General features: G+C 47.5%; 21 protein-coding genes. 10 read left to right on the top strand and 11 right to left on the bottom strand.

Features of this window, described 5'->3' with window-relative positions:
- The gene (bioB, locus tag MMOL_RS02900; protein ID WP_015831519.1) at positions 1-1068 is read right to left on the bottom strand and encodes a biotin synthase BioB; all 1068 of its coding nucleotides are present in this window, start codon (positions 1066-1068) and stop codon (positions 1-3) included.
- Positions 1069-1214: 146 nt separating this feature from the next.
- Here bioB and MMOL_RS02895 point away from each other — a divergent pair, with 146 nt between their 5' ends.
- Positions 1215-1898 (top strand): ComF family protein, encoded by a 684-nt coding sequence (locus MMOL_RS02895; RefSeq protein WP_049764465.1) that lies wholly within the window; start codon positions 1215-1217, stop codon positions 1896-1898.
- Between the two features lie 86 nt (positions 1899-1984).
- Positions 1985-2449, top strand: a complete 465-nt coding sequence (gene trmL, locus MMOL_RS02890) for a tRNA (uridine(34)/cytosine(34)/5-carboxymethylaminomethyluridine(34)-2'-O)-methyltransferase TrmL (protein ID WP_015831517.1) — start codon at positions 1985-1987, stop codon at positions 2447-2449.
- Between the two features lie 111 nt (positions 2450-2560).
- On the opposite strand, the gene MMOL_RS02885 is transcribed toward trmL, so the two are convergent.
- The 5 genes from MMOL_RS02885 to MMOL_RS02865 form a co-directional block, all read right to left on the bottom strand.
- Positions 2561-3553 (bottom strand): NAD(P)H-dependent glycerol-3-phosphate dehydrogenase, encoded by a 993-nt coding sequence (locus tag MMOL_RS02885; RefSeq protein ID WP_015831516.1) that lies wholly within the window; start codon positions 3551-3553, stop codon positions 2561-2563.
- A complete protein-coding gene (locus MMOL_RS02880) occupies positions 3554-4006 on the bottom strand; it encodes an SH3 domain-containing protein (protein WP_015831515.1) in 453 nt (150 codons plus the stop codon).
- 5 nt (positions 4007-4011) lie between these two features.
- Positions 4012-4491, bottom strand: coding sequence for a protein-export chaperone SecB (secB, locus tag MMOL_RS02875; protein WP_015831514.1), 480 nt, complete (start codon positions 4489-4491; stop codon positions 4012-4014).
- 162 nt (positions 4492-4653) lie between these two features.
- Positions 4654-4908: a glutaredoxin 3 gene (gene grxC / locus MMOL_RS02870; protein ID WP_015831513.1), complete on the bottom strand. Its 255-nt coding sequence runs from the start codon at positions 4906-4908 to the stop codon at positions 4654-4656.
- Between the two features lie 4 nt (positions 4909-4912).
- A complete protein-coding gene (locus MMOL_RS02865; protein WP_015831512.1) occupies positions 4913-5326 on the bottom strand; it encodes a rhodanese-like domain-containing protein in 414 nt (137 codons plus the stop codon).
- A 153-nt stretch (positions 5327-5479) separates the two neighbouring features.
- On the opposite strand from MMOL_RS02865, the gene gpmI reads away from it, so the two are divergent.
- A complete protein-coding gene (gene gpmI, locus MMOL_RS02860) occupies positions 5480-7036 on the top strand; it encodes a 2,3-bisphosphoglycerate-independent phosphoglycerate mutase (RefSeq protein ID WP_015831511.1) in 1557 nt (518 codons plus the stop codon).
- Between the two features lie 16 nt (positions 7037-7052).
- A complete protein-coding gene (locus tag MMOL_RS02855; RefSeq protein WP_238524390.1) occupies positions 7053-8324 on the top strand; it encodes a murein hydrolase activator EnvC family protein in 1272 nt (423 codons plus the stop codon).
- 145 nt (positions 8325-8469) lie between these two features.
- Here MMOL_RS02855 and MMOL_RS02850 read toward each other — a convergent pair whose 3' ends face one another.
- The 5 genes from MMOL_RS02850 to clpB all read right to left on the bottom strand — a co-directional run bounded on the left by MMOL_RS02850 (position 8470) and on the right by clpB (position 13623).
- Positions 8470-8751 carry a hypothetical protein gene (locus MMOL_RS02850; RefSeq protein ID WP_015831509.1) on the bottom strand — a complete coding sequence of 94 codons (282 nt, stop codon included), beginning with the start codon at positions 8749-8751 and terminating at the stop codon, positions 8470-8472.
- 183 nt (positions 8752-8934) lie between these two features.
- Entirely contained in the window at positions 8935-9354 is a 420-nt protein-coding gene (locus tag MMOL_RS02845) for a secondary thiamine-phosphate synthase enzyme YjbQ (protein ID WP_015831508.1), read from the bottom strand.
- A gap of 93 nt (positions 9355-9447) precedes the next feature.
- The gene (locus MMOL_RS02840) at positions 9448-10008 is read right to left on the bottom strand and encodes a hypothetical protein (protein WP_015831507.1); all 561 of its coding nucleotides are present in this window, start codon (positions 10006-10008) and stop codon (positions 9448-9450) included.
- Positions 10009-10010: 2 nt separating this feature from the next.
- Positions 10011-10898 (bottom strand): lytic transglycosylase domain-containing protein, encoded by an 888-nt coding sequence (locus tag MMOL_RS02835; protein ID WP_015831506.1) that lies wholly within the window; start codon positions 10896-10898, stop codon positions 10011-10013.
- A gap of 133 nt (positions 10899-11031) precedes the next feature.
- Positions 11032-13623, bottom strand: coding sequence for an ATP-dependent chaperone ClpB (gene clpB, locus MMOL_RS02830; RefSeq protein WP_015831505.1), 2592 nt, complete (start codon positions 13621-13623; stop codon positions 11032-11034).
- Positions 13624-13783: 160 nt separating this feature from the next.
- Here clpB and MMOL_RS02825 point away from each other — a divergent pair, with 160 nt between their 5' ends.
- The 6 genes from MMOL_RS02825 (at position 13784) to MMOL_RS02800 (ending at position 20613) form a co-directional block, all read left to right on the top strand.
- On the top strand, positions 13784-16186 hold the full coding sequence (locus MMOL_RS02825) for a heavy metal translocating P-type ATPase (RefSeq protein WP_015831504.1): 2403 nt from the start codon (positions 13784-13786) through the stop codon (positions 16184-16186).
- Between the two features lie 2 nt (positions 16187-16188).
- Positions 16189-16329, top strand: coding sequence for a cbb3-type cytochrome oxidase assembly protein CcoS (ccoS, locus tag MMOL_RS02820; RefSeq protein WP_015831503.1), 141 nt, complete (start codon positions 16189-16191; stop codon positions 16327-16329).
- Positions 16330-16599: 270 nt separating this feature from the next.
- Positions 16600-17064: a DUF2244 domain-containing protein gene (locus tag MMOL_RS02815; RefSeq protein WP_015831502.1), complete on the top strand. Its 465-nt coding sequence runs from the start codon at positions 16600-16602 to the stop codon at positions 17062-17064.
- 31 nt (positions 17065-17095) lie between these two features.
- Positions 17096-18310: a cytochrome c oxidase subunit II gene (coxB, locus tag MMOL_RS02810; RefSeq protein WP_015831501.1), complete on the top strand. Its 1215-nt coding sequence runs from the start codon at positions 17096-17098 to the stop codon at positions 18308-18310.
- Between the two features lie 21 nt (positions 18311-18331).
- Positions 18332-19924, top strand: coding sequence for a cytochrome c oxidase subunit I (gene ctaD, locus MMOL_RS02805; protein ID WP_015831500.1), 1593 nt, complete (start codon positions 18332-18334; stop codon positions 19922-19924).
- Between the two features lie 125 nt (positions 19925-20049).
- Complete coding sequence (locus tag MMOL_RS02800) at positions 20050-20613, top strand: cytochrome c oxidase assembly protein (protein WP_015831499.1); 564 nt, start codon at positions 20050-20052, stop codon at positions 20611-20613.
- Positions 20614-20692: the final 79 nt, after the last annotated feature.

Raw genomic sequence — 20692 nt, 5'->3', positions numbered from 1 at the left:
CTAAATCTTGTTAATGCCAAGTTTGGCAAACAACTGTTTATCAGTCTCGGCTTCTGGGTTACCAGTAGTCAGTAACTTCTCACCGTAGAAAATACTGTTGGCTCCCGCCAGGAAGCACAACGTCTGAATCCCTTCATGCATGCTTTGACGCCCTGCAGACAAACGTACAAAACTATTTGGCATAGTAATACGGGCTGCGGCGATGGTACGTACAAACTCTAATGGATCCAGCTCATCCGTACCGTGTAACGGCGTGCCTTCCACTTGCGTCAATAAGTTAATCGGCACGCTTTCCGGTGGGCGTTCCATATTCGCTAATTGTGCCAGCAAGCCAGCACGTTGATTGCGTGACTCACCCATCCCGATAATGCCACCACTACACACGTTAATATCTACACTACGCACGCGGTCTAGTGTTTCCAAGCGGTCTTGATAAGTGCGTGTAGTAATCACTTCACCATAGAACTCTGGCGCAGTATCCAAATTGTGGTTGTAGTAATCTAAACCAGCATCCTTCAACTGTTCCGCTTGGCCTTCTTTTAACATACCCAAAGTGGCACAAGTCTCTAAGCCCATGGCTTTCACTTCTGCAATCATTTTCAGTACAGGCTCTAAATCACGCTGTTTTGGGCCGCGCCATGCAGCACCCATACAGAAACGGCTAGCTCCATTGTCTTTTGCTTCTTGCGCAGCGGCTAACACGTCATCTAGAGCCATTAACGGCTCACTTTCCACATCGGTATGGTAACGTGCAGCTTGTGGGCAGTAACCACAATCTTCAGAGCAACCACCGGTTTTAATTGAGAGCAAAGTACTCACTTGCACCGCATTCGGATCAAAGTTTTCACGATGCACAGTCTGTGCGCGATGCATCAAGTCACTGAACGGTAATTCAAATAGCTCCACAATCTCAGCTACGCTCCAACGATTGACGGTTTTTTCTTCATGAGAATGCGTACCGCATGATTTATTTAAGCCTGTTTTTAGGCTATCGGTATTAATAATGGCCTCATTAGCAGAGGTTGCACAGGGCGTAGTTGCCGCTGAATCTGGTGATAGTTCAAGCATGGTTTGTTCCTTGTTTATGCACAAAGTATATTCACAAAACGGGTGACTCTGTGAAATTGAGATAGAATTTGAGTGCGATTATACATTGTCAACAAAACCAGCTGCAAATTTTGAACAACAGATTAAAATTTAAGCAATTAATCCCCATGCAGCAAACCTGCATGCTCTGCACTAGCCGCCACGGCGGCGATTTAGGGCTATGTGCGCCTTGCATGGCAGACCTTCCTTGGCACCAAACCGCACAATGCCCGCAATGCGCACTCGCCATCAATGACAATCTCTACGGGGGCGGCTTGTGCGGCGGCTGCCTGAGCGAGCCACCGAGCTTCGATGCAACGAGAGCCACCTTTACTTACAACTACCCGTTAGATGGCTTATTACAGCACTACAAGTACAATGCCAGCTTAAATTTGGCACGCACTTTCGCTACGCTATGGCTAGATGCTCAGCGCGCGCAGGTCACAAGCATGTACCCAATTGACCTGATTATCCCCATGCCCATGCACGAAAAACGCTTAACCGAGCGCGGTTTTAATCAAGCTTTAGAAATAGCCAAACACTTCAGCCGTGCATTTACCATTCCGCTAGATTACAGCAGCTGTCAGCGCATTAAGTACACACCGCCGCAAGCCAGCCTCAAACTCAAAGAACGCATCAGCAATATGCGTGGCGCATTCCACTGCCAGCCATCTCTGCACAATTTAAACATTGCTGTGGTTGATGACGTCATGACCACCGGCACCAGCTTAAACGAACTCGCCAAAACATTAAAACAGGCAGGCGCGGCACGTGTAGAATGCTGGGTGATGGCAAGAACACTGCCCAAATAAGCACACCACTGGTAGCAAGCACACTGCCGGTCGCCTACATACATACGCAGTTAGCACGACACGAATTTAGAAAGATTAATTGAACTATGTTTCACATCGTTTTATTTGAGCCTGAAATCCCGCCCAATACAGGCAATATCATTCGCTTATGCGCCAATACTGGCGCACAGTTGCATTTGGTCAAACCGCTGGGGTTTAGCTTAGAAGATAAGCAGCTGAAACGTGCTGGCCTAGACTATCACGAGTATGCAAACTTAAAAGTGCACGAGAACTGGGAAGACTGCAAAGCAGCACTGGCAGGACACCGCCTGTTTGCGATCACCACCAAAGGCAGCACTACACACAGCCATATTCAATTTAAAGCAGGTGACGCATTTGTATTTGGCCCGGAAACACGGGGCCTATCTGAAGAAGTGCGCAATGAATTTACTGCAGAACATCGCGTGCGCTTGCCGATGTTGCCAAATAGCCGCAGTCTGAATTTATCGAACTCTGCGGCAATATTGCTTTATGAAGCATGGAGACAAATCGGATTTGAAGGCGGCAGCTAGAGCAAATGCTAAATAACCAGCCGTTAACTCTCTAGCAGTTGAATATTTAACGAATAATTACAGAGTATATGGGGGCATGCAGATTGTGTATGCACAATCTGCCGACAAACCTTACACGCCTTCAGGCTTTTGTTCGCGCCCTAACAGGTCCATCACCGCATCTTGTGCACTTTTACCATGCGATAGCGCTTGATTGACCTCATGCGTAATTGGCATATCCACACCTAGCGTTTCCGCACGGCGCATCACTTCGCGGGCGGTATTCACCCCCTCCGCCACATGACCTAAGCCTTGCAAAATATCAGCCAGGCTTTTGCCACTAGCAAGCTGCAGACCTACTTCTCTATTTCTAGAATACTGCCCGGTACAGGTGAGGATCAGATCCCCAGCCCCCGCCAGCCCCATAAAGGTTTCTACCTTAGCGCCTAATGCCATGCCAAAACGTGTCATTTCAGCCAAGCCACGTGTAATCATGGCGGCACGTGCATTATTACCAAAGCCCATACCATCGGAGATACCAGCGGCGATTGCCATCACGTTTTTTACTGCGCCACCAACTGACACGCCCACCACATCGGTCGTATCGTACACGCGCAGATTTGCACCATGAAGCAACAGCGCAGCTTCTTTCGCAAATGCTTCATCATTGGCCGCCAACGTCACTGCAGTTGGCAAGCCTCGCACTAACTCGGCAGCGAAGCTAGGTCCCGACAGGGCACCCCATTTCTGCTCACTACCCAGCTCCTCTAAGGCCACTTCATACGGCAGCTTAGCGGTTTGTGGCTCCAAGCCCTTGTGCGCCCAGATAATGGGCAAAGTGCAGCCCAGTTGCTTAATATCTTTTAGGATATTTCTAAAACCAGCGGTAGGCACTACCGATAAAATCAAGTCAGCGCCTTCTAGCGCGGTTTGCAAATTATCTTCCACCTGCAACTGGTCATTGAATTTAAAATCGCCCAGATACAAAGGGTTGGCACGGGCCTTACGCATACCAGACACATGGCCGGCATTACGCGCCCACAGTGCAACCTGGTGACGCTGACTGATATTCATCGCCAGTGCCGTTCCCCATGCGCCTGCGCCCAATACTGCAATTTTTGCCATTTAATCAAAACCCCAAGTAGATGAAACTAAAACGTAGCCCGTTATGCCGTCTCTATGCTTTACTTTGAGCCAGCCATTATTCGCCTTAGCCTCCATCAGTTCTAACACTACATCTTTTTCCAAGGTTGCCACCAAGTCGGCAGCCACATCAGGCCGCACCCGCATTTCTGTGAGGTTCTTAGTGACCATCACTGAACGCTTGGTCGATAGCTGCTTGGCCTCCACCCAATTCATGCTGCCTTGCGCATCGCGCACCTTGAGCCACTCACCAAGATTGACCACCACTTCTACTGGGTAGGACTGGCTCAATAGCAACACTTTTTTGGATGAGGTGGAAGGCGCATCATACAAGATGGCTTTAGGAACAGCGACTGACCTAAAATCTAACGCGGATGCCGTAAGCGGCACCCACATCAGCATGAAAATTAAAGCAATTTTCGGAAATTGAAACATTACACTTATTGCACAGAACCTGCTTGCTCAGCTTCTTGTTGCTTTTGTTGTGCAAATAACGCTTCAAAATTGATTGGATTCAATAATACCGGTTGGAAACCAGCACGTACGATTAAGTCAGAAACGCTTTCACGTAGGTATGGGAACAGGATGTTAGGGCAAGTAATGCCAACGATCATTTCCATGCTTTCTGCTGGCACATTGCGCACTTGGAAAATACCCGCTTGTGTCACTTCTACCAAGAACACAGTTTTCTCTGCAATTTTAGAGGTCACAGTCACTTTAATTGCAACTTCAAATACGCTCTCTTCAATTTGCTGTGCTAGATTGCTTAGTTCAATGCTTACTTGTGGCTGGGTACGGTCAGTGAAAATTTGTGGTGCATGAGGAATCTCTAAAGAAACGTCTTTCACGTAAATTTTTTCAATGCTAAAGCCTGGTTGTTGCGCTTGTTCTTGTGCTACGTTGTTATCTTCTTGTGCCATAATTTTCTACTTAAAATATTAATTAAAATTGATAAACGTGATTAAATCTTTTACAGCTGGTTAATACTTAAGCTGGCATTCTAGCAGAGTTTAAATTTTGCGCTCTGCTATAAATACACAGCAAATATATAGTCTAATCGGCTTGATGCCGCCTAATGGCGCTTATGCTAATAATGGATCTAACCCGCCGGCCAAATCTAGCGCGCGCAAATCATCAAAGCCGCCAATATGGCGATCATCAATATAGATTTGTGGCACAGTACGGCGACCGGTTTTTTGCATCATCTCCTCGCGGCGCTCAGGCTGCAGATCGATACGCACTTTATTGATCTCGGTAACCCCTTTGCTTGCCAACAAACGCTCCGCGTTGATGCAATAAGGACAAACTGCCGAGGTGTACATTAGAATATTTGCCATACGATTACGCTTTCACCACTGGCAGCTTGGCTTCAATCCATGCACTAAGGCCGCCTTGTAGATTGTGTACTTGTTTGAACTCTGCTTTACGTAAAATCTCACATGCTTTTGCTGCACGCGCACCGCGCTGGCAATTCACCAACAGCGGCTTATCTTTGTATTTAGCCAACTCCTTGAGGCGACTCTCCAATTGGTTTAGCGGAATATGTTTCGCATCTACAATATGGCCACTCGCAAACTCTGCGTCATCGCGCACATCAACTACCAGAGCGTGGTTACGATTAATCAATGCCACAGCCTCAGTGGCGTTCAGGTTAGGCACACCACTCGCTTTATTACCAAAACCCGGAAACAACAGCATGATGCCTGAGCCCAAGGCTAAGCCAATTAACAAGACATTATCTTTTATAAACTCCACAACTTACCTTTCAAAATTTTATGCGCCTAGGCGCTAGCATGATTCATCACAGCCAAGTACCCGCACTTACGCATTTATAATCAGATTTTACGTGCAAATGCGCTAAAATGCGCATATTGATATCACTATTTATGCAAAAGATTGAGACGCAATATGTCCCCTAACAAAAATGTCACTCCTGTATGCTTACTGATCTTGGACGGCTTCGGCTACCGTGAAGAAATTACCGATAACGCCATTGCTCAAGCCAACAAGCCAAATATTGATGCTCTGTGGAAAAACTTTCCGCACACCCTGATTAACGCATCAGAGCACTATGTAGGTTTACCTGATGGCCAAATGGGCAACTCAGAAGTAGGTCACCTTAATATTGGTGCCGGACGTGTCGTTTTTCAAGACTTTGAGCGTATTAATAACAGTATTGCCACTGGTGAATTTTTCAAACATGCAGAGCTGACGCAAGCTTTAATCAATATTAAAAACACGAACAAGGCCCTGCATATTTTTGGATTACTGTCAGACGGCGGCGTACACAGCCATCAGGACCATATTCATGCCATGGTTAAAATGGCCGCAGTGCACGGCGTAAGCAAAGTGTACATCCACGCATTTCTGGACGGCCGTGACACGCCACCGATCAGCGCCGCACCTTACATTGAGGCATTAGAGCAGCAATGTAAAACCATAGGCGTAGGCAAGATTGCCTCTATCAGCGGACGTTTCTACGGTATGGACCGTGATAAACGCTGGCCTCGTGTTGAAGCTGCCTATAAATTATTTACCGAAGGCGTTGGCGAATTTACAGCAGAAACCGCAGCCGCAGGCTTGCAAGATGCTTACGCACGCGGCGAAAACGATGAGTTTGTGAAAACCACAGCCATTCATCAACCGCATGAAGCCCCCATACGCATGGAAGACGGTGATTTAGCCGTATTTATGAACTTCCGCTCTGATCGTGCGCGCCAACTCACACACGCATTACTGTCTGACGAGTTTGATGGGTTCCACCGCATTCGCACACCTAAGCTAGCAGGCTTCTTCACGCTTACTATGTATGACAAAAAAGAAACCAAGGCGACCGTTATTTTCCCGCCACAGGAAGTCAGAAACACGCTCGGTGAATACTTATCAGCACAAGGGCTAACGCAACTGAGAATTGCTGAAACCGAAAAATATCCGCACGTGACCTTTTTCTTTAACGGCGGTGAAGAAACTGTATTTGCCGGTGAGGATAGAATTTTGGTGCCCTCACCTAAGGTTGAAACTTACGACTTACAGCCGGAAATGAGCGCTTTTGAAGTGACGGAAAAACTAGAAGAAGTGATACTGAATCGTCAATACGATGCGATTATCTGCAACTATGCCAATTGCGACATGGTAGGTCACTCCGGCAACCTTAAGGCCGCGATTGCCGCAGTAGAAGCACTAGACACCTGCATAGGCCGCGTGGTCAATGCCATGCAAAGCATAGGCGGCGAAGTGCTAATTACGGCAGACCATGGCAATGCGGAGCAAATGTATGATGCAGGCAACCACCAGCCACATACACAGCACACTACCAACTTGGTGCCGCTAATTTACGTCGGCAGAGATGGGCAATTAAACCCCAACGGCGCGCTCTCAGACCTAGCCCCCACCATCTTAAGCTTGATGGGCCTAAGCCAGCCAGCTGAGATGACAGGTAAAAACTTAGTTCAGTTTAACGCTTAAGCCCACGCCCAACACCATGATGCGCCCACGTAATATCCACGCCACATCAATATTGACATTGATACTCTCGATGCTGCTTAACGCATCATGGTGCTACGCCGAAAAAAAATCCGAACAGCCTAAGCAGGCGCTAAGCGAATTGCAACAGCAACTGGAAGCGCTTAAAAAAGAGCTGGATCAGGCACAGGAAGAGCACAAAGACGCCGCGGACGCACTCAAGGAGAGCGAAGTTGCAATTAGTGGCGCGGATAAAAAACTGTATGAAATCAGCAAACAGCAGGTTGACAACAAAAAAGAGTTAGCCAAACTGGATGCTGAATCAAAAACCACCAACCGGGCACTGAGCCAAGAGCAAAAACTGCTGAGCGGACAGCTTTACCAGCAATATATACACGGGCAGCAAAGCTATGTGCAAATGATATTGCAGAGCGAACGTCCAAGTGAAGTTGCGCGCGACCTGCATTACTATTCATACGTAGCAAAAGCACGCGCAGACTTAATCAACAAGATGCAAAACAACTTAAATAAGATTAAAAGACTTAATGAGTTAACGGCATCTAAACTGCAAGAAATCACTGATCTGAAACAAAAACAGTTGAGTGAAAAACGTATTCTAGAGGCACAAAAGAAAGAAAAATCTAAAGTTGTAAATTCACTATCACAACAGATTGCTGAACAGCGCGGGCAGATTAAAAAACTAAGTCGTGATGAAAAACGCCTATCACAACTGGTGAGCCGACTAGCCAGAATCATTCCGAAAAACAAACCGGTAGCGGTAAACAACAAACCTAGCGCCAACAAGCCAGCATCGCCTGCGATTAAAAATACGCCTAGCACCAATATTGCGGTGAACAATGAAAACTTACCTAGCGATAACTTTGCCGGGGCTAATTTCTCGGCACTAAAAGGCAAGCTACGCCTGCCGGTGCGTGGTGCGGTAAGCAACCGTTTTGGCTCAGCACGACAAGATAGTGGCATCTCATGGAAAGGCTTGTTCATTAAAGCCAACGAAGGTGCCGAGGTTAAAGCCGTGGCTGCTGGCCGTGTGGTCTTTGCCGACTGGTTACGCGGCTTTGGCAACCTGATTATTCTTGATCATGGTGATGGCTACATGAGCCTGTATGGTAACAACCAATCAGTGCTTAAACAGGCGGGCGAAGTGGTAAAAGGCGGGGATACCATTGCCTCGGTAGGCAACACCGGCGGGAATGAATCGAACGGGCTGTATTACGAACTCAGAAACCAAAGCCGGCCGTTTGATCCGATGACATGGAGCAGCCTAAACTAGGCCCCTAAAAGCGACTTCTTAAGCTAATACCAAAGTTATCCTAATAAAAAATTAACCCAATAAAAAAGCACGCAAAATTGCGTGCTTTTTTATTGGGGCCTACCGCTGAATAATCGCGGATAAGCCTAGGCTAGCTCACCAGTGATTACTGTGGTTCTGAATCTGCGAATTTTGCTACTTCACCCGCTGCAGCAGCTGCCGCAGCTTCTGTTTCTGCCGCAATTTGTGCTGGATCTAAAGTAATACCAGGAATACGCTCATCTGTAGATGGCTCATAACCGCCTACCACTGGCGCAGCTGGTGCAGGTGCTGGCGCAGCAACCGGTGCCGGTGCTTCTACTGGTGCAGCCTCTTCTTTTTCACCGCAGCCTACCAATAATAAACTTGTCATACCCACAGCCAATAGTGAGCGCAATAACATAGACATATAATCCCCTTGTGTTGATAATAAATTAAAACAACTTAACTCATTGTTTCATATGCATATAAATTTACATACAAGCAGCATCTTCGATCAGTTAAGTTGTTTCCTGAAACCAGTGGTCATTCTAACGTATTCAAGATTCTCTGCAACCTTAATGCACACAGTGAAGACTGCATTGCCAACCGGCTAATTACCGATCAGATGCAAAATAACGCGGCGATGACTGGCTATGTGGCGGTGCTCATACAAGAAAATACCCTGCCACTGCCCCAAGGCAAGCTTACCTTCCAACAACGGAATGGATAAATGGGTTTGTGTCAGCGCAGAACGTACATGCGCCGGCATATCATCTGGCCCTTCCACGGTATGAATAAATAGCGGGTCACCATCTGGCACTAGGCGATTGAAAAACGCCTCCATGTCCACCAGCACATCATGGTCATAATTCTCATTGATCAATAAACTAGCGGAAGTATGCTGTATGTAGAGTGTGAGCAAACCAGTACCTAAGCCGCTAGATTCAGCCCACGCTGTCACCTGCGGCGTAATGTCGTAAAGCTTGCGGCCTTTGGTGTGCACGCTGATTTGTGATGTTTTTTGTTGCATTGATGACTCCATACTCATACTTAACAACGATATTTAACACCTAGAGTATAGCCAACCTTACAGCAAAAACTCAACGTAAACCTGCCAACAAATCTACCAACAACCCCATGGCGACAGATAGCCCGCACCCATACCGAAGCCTGGTCTATACCTCGAGCCATAAGCGCCAAAGGCAAAAGGCGTCATACCAAAACGTGGGTAACGGCAGAACGGGTCATAGTAACGCTGGTTGTTGAGCATTTGCTGTTTCAGCTTATCAACTTCTGCGCGCTTGGCTTGTTCGCGTTTATTAATTTCCTCTGCCAGTTTGTTCCTCAATGCCAACTCACGGCTGGTATGTATGTAATCCAACACCTTGCCATCCACCCCGCGCTTACTTAACTCTACGCTTTGGCTAGGCGTCAAATCATAGGCAGAGTCGCTGTCTTTAATTTTCTGAATAATCTGCTCAGGCGCTACGCCTTGTTTAGACAAAACAACAATCTCATCCAAGCTCAACACTGGATGCGCTTGCGGCATGATTTTTTCCAGCTCTTCAGCTGACACCCGGTCTATTGCGGGAGCATTAGTCGTATCGCCAGTGGTGGCGCACCCGCTAGCCACTAACAATGTAATAACAAGTGCCAAATAAGCACGCTGACTCACTTCTATCACAATCAACCCTTCCGTTTAAAAATAGGCGATGGCTCAACTATCGCACCATCAAACACATGATTCCTGATTGGGTAACGCGCCTGTACTTTTTTCACATACTGACGTGTTTCCGGAAAAGGCGGGATGCCGCGATATTTATTCACAGCTCCCTCACCCGCGTTATAGGCAGCTACCGCCAAGGCAACATCACCTTTAAAGTAAGCCAACAGCCAGCGCAGGTAAGCCACGCCACCCTTGATATTCTGGCTGGCATTAAAGGCATTTTTCACATTAAAACGCTCTGCAGTATCCGGTATCAACTGCATCAGACCCTGCGCCTGCTTATTAGACTGCGCAGCCTGCACAAAACCGGACTCTACCGAGATAATAGACAATACGAGTTTGGCATCGACTCCATACCAAGTCGAAATCGTATCCACCAAATGCAGTATCCAGCGTTTATTCTCCGGCAATCCTGCAACGTATTGATCAATCCCCTCAGTGCTAGCCACGGCCTTCTCTGGGTCAACCTCTGCAACAACGCAAGGCGGCAAGTCAACCACTCCAAGCGCTAGCGACTCCAGCATGCGTTGCGACTCCGCATGCCCCTGCATGGATGCAGTGGCAAACATGGCGGCAGCTAAATCGCGGTTAGCAGGCACGCCTCTGCCCGTCGCGTACAGCATACCCAACCTAAACTGCGCCTCTGCACTGCCTAGGCGTGATGCTTGGCAGTACAACCTCGCAGCTTGCCAATCATTATCCAAACCCCTGTCCGGGCCTTTAGTATCACGCTCTGCATTGGCAGCTTGCAGGAGCAATCCTTTAATCACTTCAGGCTCAAGACTAAAAGCCTCATGATTAAAGGTCTCCTGCTGGCTAGGCTCAGCATGCGATATACCGACCAGCAAAAACAGCGTAGCGAACGCGACTACACCTATTTTTTTAGCTAACGGCTTTGCAGTTAATAGCTTTGTACTGAATACGATATCAATAAGTCCACTCCTTTGGCAGGCTTAGCATTACCGTGAGCCAGCTAGTCACTTAAACCGTTGCTTTTGAAAATACCAGCTTCCCAGCCCTCACGTCGATTTTGACAGTGTCTTTGGCAATAAAATTCCCTGCCAAGATTTCACGCGCCAACGGGTTCTCAATCTCACTCTGAATTGCACGTTTCAATGGCCGCGCACCATACACAGGGTCAAACCCGGCATTCGCAATTTCGGCAATCGCAGCGTCCGTCAACTCGAGTTGCATATCCATTGCAGCCAAGCGTTTCGCCAAGTATTGCAACTGAATAGCCGCTATCGATTTAATGTTCTCTTCGCCTAAGGCATGGAACACAACAACTTCGTCAATCCGGTTCACAAACTCCGGACGGAAATGCGTTTTAACCTCGCCCATCACCGCCAATTTCACCAGTTGGTAGTCTTGGTCGCTCATACTTTGTATCATTTGACTGCCAAGGTTAGAGGTCATGATGATGACGGTGTTTTTAAAATCCACAGTACGACCTTGGCCATCGGTCAGGCGGCCATCATCTAGTACTTGCAGCAGCACATTAAATACATCCGGATGCGCCTTCTCCACCTCGTCCAGCAAAATCACGCTGTAAGGTTTGCGACGCACCGCCTCAGTTAAGGTGCCACCTTCTTCATAACCCACATAACCTGGAGGCGCACCTATCATACGAGCAACCGAGTGTTTCTCCATGAACTCGCTCATGTCGATACGAATCAGGTGCTCTTCTGAATCAAACAAGAAGTTAGCAAGAGATTTGCATAGCTCAGTTTTACCCACGCCGGTAGGACCTAAAAACAAGAAGCTGCCATAAGGCCGATTCGGATCACCTAAACCAGAACGGGAACGACGAATCGCATCCGACACCAGACGCACTGCTTCATCCTGCCCCACCACGCGCTCGTGCAGCTTCGCCTCCATAGTCAGCAATTTTTCACGCTCACCGGTCATCATCTTGCTCACAGGTATACCCGTAGCGCGACTGACCACCTCAGCAATCTCATCCGCGCCCACTTCCGTGCGCAGCATTTTGTGTTTGCTTAAATCTACACTCACTTCAGCGGTAGATGCCTGCTTCAATTGCGTTTCCAGTTGAGGCAACTTGCCATACTGCAACTCAGAGACTTTCTGCCAGTCGCCCTTACGCGTGGCTTCTTCCATCTCAAATTTTACTTTTTCAATCGCCTCTTTAATGTGTGCAGAGCCCTGTACCTGCGCTTTTTCTGATTTCCAGATTTCTTCTAAATCAGCATACTCTTTTTCCAGCTTGCTGATTTCATCTTCAATCAATTCAAAGCGCTTTTTACTGCCCTCATCTTTTTCACGGCGCACCGCTTCACGCTCAATTTTGAGTTGAATCAAACGGCGCTCCAATTTATCCATCACCTCTGGTTTAGAGTCAATTTCCATCTTGATGCGGCTTGCCGCTTCATCAATTAAATCAATGGCTTTATCGGGTAAAAAACGGTCGGTAATATAGCGATGGCTCAACTCGGCTGCGGCCACAATGGCAGGGTCGGTAATTTCCACCCCATGATGTAGCTCATACTTCTCTTGTAAGCCACGTAAAATAGCGATGGTTGCCTCTACGCTAGGCTCATCCACCAATACCTTTTGGAAACGGCGCTCCAGTGCTGCGTCTTTTTCAATATATTTGCGGTATTCGTCTAAAGTGGTCGCGCCCACGCAGTGCAATTCACCGCGCGCTAAAGCCGGCTTCAGCATATTGCCCGCGTCCATCGCACCTTCGGCTTTACCTGCACCAACCATGGTATGAATTTCATCAATAAACACGATGGTTTGGCCTTCATCCTGCGCTAGCTCTTTCAATACAGACTTCAAGCGCTCTTCAAACTCACCGCGGTATTTGGCACCCGCCAGTAAAGCTGCCATATCCAATGACAATACTTTTTTTCCTTTGAGTGACTCAGGCACCTCACCATTGACAATACGCTGCGCCAAGCCTTCCACAATGGCAGTTTTACCAACGCCCGGCTCACCAATCAGTACCGGGTTGTTTTTGGTTCGGCGCTGCAATACTTGTATCGCACGGCGTATCTCATCATCGCGACCAATGACAGGGTCTAGCTTACCAAGGCGCGCACGCTCCGTTAAATCTATCGTATATTTCTTCAGCGACTCACGTTGACCTTCAGCTTCCTGGCTATCCACATTTTCATTGCCACGCACTGCTTGCACGGCAGCTTCTAGTGCAGTTTTAGTCAGGCCATTTTGTTTAAGCAACTTCGCAGTTTCACCTTTATCATCAGCCAAAGCTAACAAGAACATTTCGCTAGCGATGTAAGCGTCGCCGCGTTTTTGTGACAGCTTATCGGTCACATTCAGCAGATTATTTAAATCACGAGAAATCGCCACCTCGCCGCTGGTATCTGTTGATTTAGGTAAATTGGCAATGGCTGCCGTCAAGCCCGTTTTCAGTTGATTCAGCTGCACTCCAGCACGGGCCAATAGCGATGCAGTACCGCCGTCTTCTTGCTGCAGCAATGCCTGTAACAAATGTTGTGATTCAATCGCGGTATTATCAGCGCCCAAAGCCAAGCTTTGTGCGTCGCTAATCGCTTGTTGGAACTTAGTGGTTAATTTATCAAAGCGCACAGATTTCTCCTATTTTCACTCTAAGGTTTAAATGCTTTTATGCTCTCTACGTGGGGTTGAATGTCAGCTTTTCAATATATAATACAAAGTATTAATTCGTTATTTAAAAGGCAATGGAGCTCACCGTCTGTTTGACAATGCCATTGCATGGAGTGGATTTTTGCTTACCAATACTTTCAGCACCGAAGACACGCCATCCAACGCAGCTTGGACGATTTTAGATACCGAAGACCAATGGCAAGCCTTCAGCAAGCCGGTTGCTAGTCAAGACCTACAATCCACACAGCAACTAGTGCAATCTGACCTACTGCTGGATGGATTACGCTGCGCAGCTTGCTCCGGCATTATTGAAGAAGGCTTGAAGTCCACGCCAGGCATCGTTAGCGCGCGTGTGAGCATGTCTAAAAGACGCGCCGTGGTGGTATGGGCGCCAGACGCAACACTACCTTCCAAAATACTCACCGCAATTCATAATTTAGGCTATAGCGCCTTCCCCGCTACCCAGCATGAAGATGATCTAGCCTCACTACAAAAACAAAGAGCAGCGTTTTGGCGCTGGATGGTGTCTGGCTTCTGCATGATGCAAGTCATGATGTACGCCAGCCCCACCTACTTTACAACGCCAGGTGAAATTTCCAGCGATATCTTGCACTTACTGAACTGGGCATCTTGGTTGCTGAGCCTGCCGGTACTGCTATTCTCCAGCAGCGCATTCTTCAGCAACGCCCTGCGCGACCTCAAGCAAAAACAAATCAGCATGGATCTGCCGGTAGCGCTAGGCATTATCATCACCTTTATTGTGAGCTCGGCCGCCACCTTTGACCCCAGCAACTGGTGGGGGCACACCGTCTATTTTGACTCGCTCACTATGTTTGTATTCTTTTTGCTTTCAGCACGCTTAGTTGAGGTAAAACTGCATCGCAAAACGCTAGGGGCGCTGGACAACCTCGCCAGCCGCATCCCGGAAAATACCGAGCGGCAGAACCCCGATGGCACTTTTGCCCGCGTACTGAACAGCAAACTCAAAGTAGGCGACGTTGTGCGCGTACAGATTGGTGAGGCTTTTCCGGCTGACGGCACGATTATTAGTGGCAATACCAGCGTTGACGAATCACTACTTACTGGCGAATCTACGCCTATCCAAAAGAACCTGCACGACGATGTGATTGCCGGCAGCTACAACCTGCGCCAGCCTGTGTGCATCACGCTCAATACCATAGGCGAATCTACCAAATACGGCCAGATTGTTAACCTCATCAACAATGCCGCCGTGGAAAAGCCGCGTCTATCCAAACTGGCAGATCGCGTTGCCCGCCCCTTCCTACTTTTCGTGATGCTAAGCGCGGCCGGCGCAGCCGCCTTACTATGGCATATAGACCACGGACGCGCCTTGATGACCGCCGCCGCAGTGCTGATTGTCACTTGCCCATGTGCACTCTCACTAGCCACACCGGCAGCCATGCTTGCCAGTGCTAGTGCTTTTGTGAAGCGCGGAATTTTGATTAAACGCATCCAGGCGATTGAAAACATTGCCGATATCGACACCATCATTTTTGATAAAACCGGCACCCTGACCGAAGACCACATTCAAATTAAAGCCATTTCCGCCAAGGTCGGGCTAAGCGAAGCTGCTGCCCTGACACTTGCCGCTGCGGTTGCCCAGCACTCTATGCATCCAATCTCACGTGCGCTGGTTAACGCCCATAAAGCAGGCAATCTACAAGCTCCCGCCATGGAGTTAGATGACATTCAGGAAACATCGGGTGCCGGCATTAGCGCAAAAATCAACTCCAGCGCTACCGATGCATCAACAGCTGAGCACTGCGCCGTCGGTGACGAGCTCAAGCTAGGCTCGGCCATGTTCTGCGGCATTGCGATAGCCGATACCAATACACAACAAGTGTATTTAGCTAACCAGCAAGGCTGGCTCGCAACCTTCACCTTGCAAGAAGCTATCAAGCACAATGCAGCGCTCGCGATTGCCGCCCTAAAAGAGGCCAAGCTAGCCATCGAGTTACTGTCTGGCGACCGCTCAAATGCAGTAGAAAACACTGCGACACAGATCGGCATTACGCAATTCCAAGCGGCATGTAGCCCAGAAGACAAACTTTTGCGCTTACAAGCACTCAAACGTGAAGGCAAAAAGGTGCTGATGGTTGGCGACGGCCTGAATGACGGCCCGATTTTAGCCAGCGCCCATGTCTCCATTGCCATGGGTAAGGGCGTGCCACTCACATTGGCACATGCAGATTATGTGTTTTTAAATGGTGATATCAGTCAGATTCCAAACTTAATTCGCCATGCCAAACAAACCATGAAAATTATTAAAGAAAATATCGCTTGGGCGATTGTCTATAATTTAATCAGCATCCCGCTTGCCTTTTTTGGCATACTGTCTGCGTGGCTGGCAGGCTTGGGCATGGCGGTAAGCTCGCTGATTGTGGTAGCAAACGCGCTGCGCTTAACTAAGTTCGCATCATCAAAGACTGACACGCAGGGAATTGACGCACTGGAAACTAACAATCATGAAACCAACACAATTAGCGATTCACTAAGGAGCTAGTCATGGACATATTATTTGTACTCATTCCACTCTCAGTCATCATGGCACTCGTTGTGCTTGGTGGGTTATGGTGGGCAATTTATCGTGGGCAATTTGAAGATATTGAGGACGAAGGCAAACGCATTTTAGAACATGATGACTAAAATTTTTTTGCGATAAAACCGTCCAAAATTCCAGCTTTGACCACCAATTAATAATTTGCCACGCACGCAAACCCAGCCTCAAACTACTCATTTTTTCACGCGCGAAAATGCTGAAAAAATGTTTTCAAAAATATTTCTATTTGTTTCAAATATGTAACAAATTCTCTTGAGTAATTAATTTTTTTATGCTAGTTTCTGACATGCGTCAAAATGACGCATGTGAAATTGTATTAGCAAATCATCAATTTAAACGTACGGCTTGGATGATGCATGACGGTTTCTGGCTCAGATGGCAACATATTGATTGCAAAGCCAAATAACTCGCTATCCCCAACGGGTTTGGTCTGGTTGTTTGTTGGTGTTTTCACCGTCACTACAACCATCACCGTAGGGTTTACCCTAGCGGGCGCTTGGCTGGTGCTACCATTTGCCGGGCTGGAAATCATAGCCCTCGCCTACGTGCTGATCAATGCTTACCTGCACTACGGTGACTTTGAAAGCATTAAGATAGTTAATGATGATGTGGTAATAGAGAAATACAGTTATAAAAGTTTTGAGAAATTCACTTTTCAGCGCTACTGGGTCAAGGTGACATTACACGACACCTTGGACGGTACAACAGCGATTTTCATTGGCTCACATGGCAAGGAAGTCGAATTTGGCAGTCGTTACATCAACAAAGAAGAGCGAGAAGTCATCGCCAGGCAACTGAAGCAAGATTTAAAAATCGTTTAATTGTTTAATGGTTTTTGTTTTGGGAGAAGGTATGTTGAAGCAGGCTATGAAAAAGATTGGTTTCGGTTTACTTTTGTTACTCACAGCACCGCAGGTGTTTGCTGAGATTCGCTGGAACTTTCCTGAACCAGTCACCCCGATGGCGCTTGATACGCTACATGTACACAATAAATTCATGCTGATTGTTGCCGTGATTTTTGTGGTAGTACTCGCCATCATGATTTACTCACTGATCAAACACCGCAAGAGTGTTGGTCATCAAGCAGTGACAGACAAAGCACCGTCCACTGCAACAGAAATTTTCTGGACACTAATCCCCTTTGTCATTCTGCTCGTGATTGACTTTATCATCATGGGCATTCCTGCCTACCACAGCGTGGTGATGATGGAAGACACCAAAAACGAGTCGGACATGATGATAAAAATCACGGGCTCGCAATGGCGCTGGCAATATGAATACGCAGGCAACACCGAAAAAGGCAACCAAAATGGCCTAATCGATGCCAAAGGTATTAAGTTCACCAGCACGCTATCCACGCCTCAAGACCAAGTCAATGGCACAGTGCCGCCGGTTAACGATCCAAAAAGCCCTTATCTGCTAGATGTTGATAATCGGCTGGTGCTTCCGGTTGGCGCCAAGGTGCGCATACTCATGACATCAACCGACGTACTGCATAACTGGTGGGTACCGCAATTTGGCTCTTCACGCGTGGCCGTTCCTGGCTTTATTCGTGAAACTTGGGTACAAGTGGATAAAGCTGGCACCTATCGCGGTCAATGTAAGGAGTTGTGCGGTAAAGGTCATGGCTATATGCCGGTTGTAGTGGATGCGTTGCCTAAAGCGGAATACGCAGTTTGGGTAGAGCAGAAACAGAAAGAAATCACAGCACAAGCAGCTGGTGCAGATAAAGAGTGGAGCAAGGACGAGTTGGTCGCACAAGGCAAAGTCGTCTACGAGAAAAACTGTGCGGTGTGCCACCAAGTCACTGGAGCGGGGTTACCTCCAGCTTTCCCAGCACTCACTGGCAGCAAAATCGCAACTTCACCAATCTTTGGCGCCGATGGGAAATACCTGCCTGACAGCCATTTGGATCGGGTATTGAATGGTATCCGCGTGATGCCCGCATGGAAAACACTATTAAATGACACTGAAATTGCTGCTGTCATCACTTATGAGCGCAACGCGCTTGGTAACAGTGTGGGCGATGTTCTGCAACCCGCACAAGTTAAAGCCGCACGCCAATAAACACAGGTACAGGAGAGAATTATGAGCACTACTACAGTCGCACATCATGATGAGCACACTGACCACCCGACGGGGATCATGCGCTGGCTAACTACCACCAATCATAAAGATATCGGTACCATGTACCTGACATTCTCACTGATTATGTTTTTGGTGGGTGGCTCTATGATACTAGGCATACGTGCCGAGTTATTCCAGCCAGGCTTGCAACTAATGAAGCCTGATTTCTTTAACCAACTCATTGGCGTGCATGCATTGATTATGATCTTTGCAGCGCTAATGCCAGCAGCCACCGGCTTTGCCAACTGGATGTTGCCACTGCAAATTGGCGCGCCAGATATGGCGCTGCCACGCCTAAACAACTGGGGATTTTGGCTACTTCCTCCCTCTGCCATTTTACTCACCCTGCCATTTACCCTGGCACTATTCGGCATTGGTGATGGTGCATTGGCCACCGGCTGGACATTCTATCCACCACTCTCGATTCAAGGTGGCATAGGCGTGGACTTCGCCATTTTTGCAGTGCACTTACTGGGTATTTCTTCTGTATTAGGCTCTATCAACATTATCGTTACCCTGTTTAACATGCGCGCACCAGGCATGACACTGATGAAAATGCCGATGTTTGCATGGGGCTGGTTGATTACAGCATTCTTGTTAATCGCAACCATTCCGGTACTAGCTGGCGCGGTAACTATGCTACTGACAGACCGTCATTTTGGTACCCACTTTTTTGATGCTGCCGGCGGTGGCGACCCTATCATGTTCCAGCACTTATTCTGGTTCTTTGGTCATCCTGAAGTGTATATCCTGCTGTTACCGGTATGGGGTTTTATTCCACAAATCCTGCAAACCTTCTCACGCAAACCAATGTATGGCTACAAAGCACAGGTATATTCACTGTGGGCTATCGGTGCCATGTCAGTAGTGGTATGGGCGCACCACTTCTTCACAGCAGGTATGCCAGTGCCAGCACTGCTATATTTTATGTATAGCACCATGGCCATTTCATTACCGTTAGCGGTGCTGTTCTTCTGTTGGATCAAAACCATGTGGCGCGGCTCCATGAGCTTTGAAACGCCTATGCTATTTACCGTGGGCTGGATTATTCTATTTGGTATTGGCGGCTTGACCGGCCTAGTACTCGCTGACGTAGCAGCCGATGCTCAATATCACAACAGCTACTTCGTGGTTGCACACTTCCACTACACACTGTTTGCTGGCGGCATCATGGGCATTATGGCTGGCGTTTATTACTGGCTGCCAAAAATGACCGGGCATATGTACAACGAGAAGCTAGGCCAACTGCATTTCTGGCTCACCGCAATTTCGTTTAACCTGACCTTCATCCCTCAATTCTTCTTGGGTCTAGCCGGTATGCCGCGCCGTATCCCAGACTATGCATTGCAGTTTGCTGAATTCAACATGGTTTCATCTATCGCTGCATTTGTACTAGGCCTATCACAACTGCTGTTCGTTTATAACATTATCAGCACAGTGAAAGGCGGCAAAAAAGCAACCGACCAAGTATGGGAAGGTGCAGAGGGACTGGAATGGACCCTGCCATCACCTCCGCCTTATCATAGTTTTACTGAACAACCGATTATTAAATAGGACAAAGCAGCCAGATAAATTGATATGAAAAATCAAGAAACTTCCAGAAGTGATAAAAACAAGAAAGTAGCCATTATTTTGGCAGTGGTTGCGTTTATTTGGTACTTAGCTTCAATGTTTACTATATGGAAATAGATGCAAATAAAACCGACCTAAGTGCTACAGAACTTAGGTCGGCCGCCAACAAAAAGCTAGGCTACAAAATGCTATGGGTAGTCGCCGCGGCGCTTTTGTTTGCATTTGCATTAGTACCGATATACGACGTGCTATGTACGATGACAGGGCTAAATGGCAAAACAAAAAGTACGGCTAGCGAACTGAACAGTACCAAAGTAGATGAAACACGCTGGGTCACCGTGCAATTTACCACTAGCACTATGCCTGGGTTGGGATGGAATTTTTACCCTAAACAATCCAGCATAAAAGTGCACCCTGGCAAAGTAGAAACCGTGTTATTTGAGGCAAAGAACATTAGTAATGAAGTAGTAGCAGGCAGAGCCGTGCCTAGCGTAACGCCTGGCGTAGCAGCTGCCCATCTTAAAAAGTTAGCATGTTTTTGTTTTGAGAAGCAGGCACTCAACCCGGAGGAGACAAAAGTATTGCCTTTACGTTTCTTTGTCAGCCCGGCGATACCTGCAGAAGTAAAAGAGATGACATTATCTTACGCATTTTTCAGCGTGGATAAATAAGCGCATCCGATTAAATTAAAAACCAATGAATTAAAAAAACAGTAAATAAAAAAGTAGATAACAGGTAATTAAATTGAGC

Origin of the sequence: Methylotenera mobilis JLW8 (assembly GCF_000023705.1) — a bacterium.
GTDB lineage: Bacteria > Pseudomonadota > Gammaproteobacteria > Burkholderiales > Methylophilaceae > Methylotenera > Methylotenera mobilis.
This window is presented reverse-complemented; position numbering and strand designations above follow the sequence as displayed.

What these genes read in the sequence shown, in the direction of transcription:
- bioB (WP_015831519.1), bottom strand. Translation starts at nt 1,068, where the DNA reads ATGCTTGAACTATCACCAGATTCAGCGGCAACTACGCCCTGTGCAACC.
- MMOL_RS02895 (WP_049764465.1), top strand. Translation starts at nt 1,215, where the DNA reads ATGCAGCAAACCTGCATGCTCTGCACTAGCCGCCACGGCGGCGATTTA.
- trmL (WP_015831517.1), top strand. Translation starts at nt 1,985, where the DNA reads ATGTTTCACATCGTTTTATTTGAGCCTGAAATCCCGCCCAATACAGGC.
- MMOL_RS02885 (WP_015831516.1), bottom strand. Translation starts at nt 3,553, where the DNA reads ATGGCAAAAATTGCAGTATTGGGCGCAGGCGCATGGGGAACGGCACTG.
- MMOL_RS02880 (WP_015831515.1), bottom strand. Translation starts at nt 4,006, where the DNA reads ATGTTTCAATTTCCGAAAATTGCTTTAATTTTCATGCTGATGTGGGTG.
- secB (WP_015831514.1), bottom strand. Translation starts at nt 4,491, where the DNA reads ATGGCACAAGAAGATAACAACGTAGCACAAGAACAAGCGCAACAACCA.
- grxC (WP_015831513.1), bottom strand. Translation starts at nt 4,908, where the DNA reads ATGGCAAATATTCTAATGTACACCTCGGCAGTTTGTCCTTATTGCATC.
- gpmI (WP_015831511.1), top strand. Translation starts at nt 5,480, where the DNA reads ATGTCCCCTAACAAAAATGTCACTCCTGTATGCTTACTGATCTTGGAC.
- MMOL_RS02855 (WP_238524390.1), top strand. Translation starts at nt 7,053, where the DNA reads ATGATGCGCCCACGTAATATCCACGCCACATCAATATTGACATTGATA.
- MMOL_RS02850 (WP_015831509.1), bottom strand. Translation starts at nt 8,751, where the DNA reads ATGTCTATGTTATTGCGCTCACTATTGGCTGTGGGTATGACAAGTTTA.
- MMOL_RS02845 (WP_015831508.1), bottom strand. Translation starts at nt 9,354, where the DNA reads ATGCAACAAAAAACATCACAAATCAGCGTGCACACCAAAGGCCGCAAG.
- ccoS (WP_015831503.1), top strand. Translation starts at nt 16,189, where the DNA reads ATGGACATATTATTTGTACTCATTCCACTCTCAGTCATCATGGCACTC.
- MMOL_RS02815 (WP_015831502.1), top strand. Translation starts at nt 16,600, where the DNA reads ATGACGGTTTCTGGCTCAGATGGCAACATATTGATTGCAAAGCCAAAT.
- coxB (WP_015831501.1), top strand. Translation starts at nt 17,096, where the DNA reads ATGTTGAAGCAGGCTATGAAAAAGATTGGTTTCGGTTTACTTTTGTTA.
- ctaD (WP_015831500.1), top strand. Translation starts at nt 18,332, where the DNA reads ATGAGCACTACTACAGTCGCACATCATGATGAGCACACTGACCACCCG.
- MMOL_RS02800 (WP_015831499.1), top strand. Translation starts at nt 20,050, where the DNA reads ATGGAAATAGATGCAAATAAAACCGACCTAAGTGCTACAGAACTTAGG.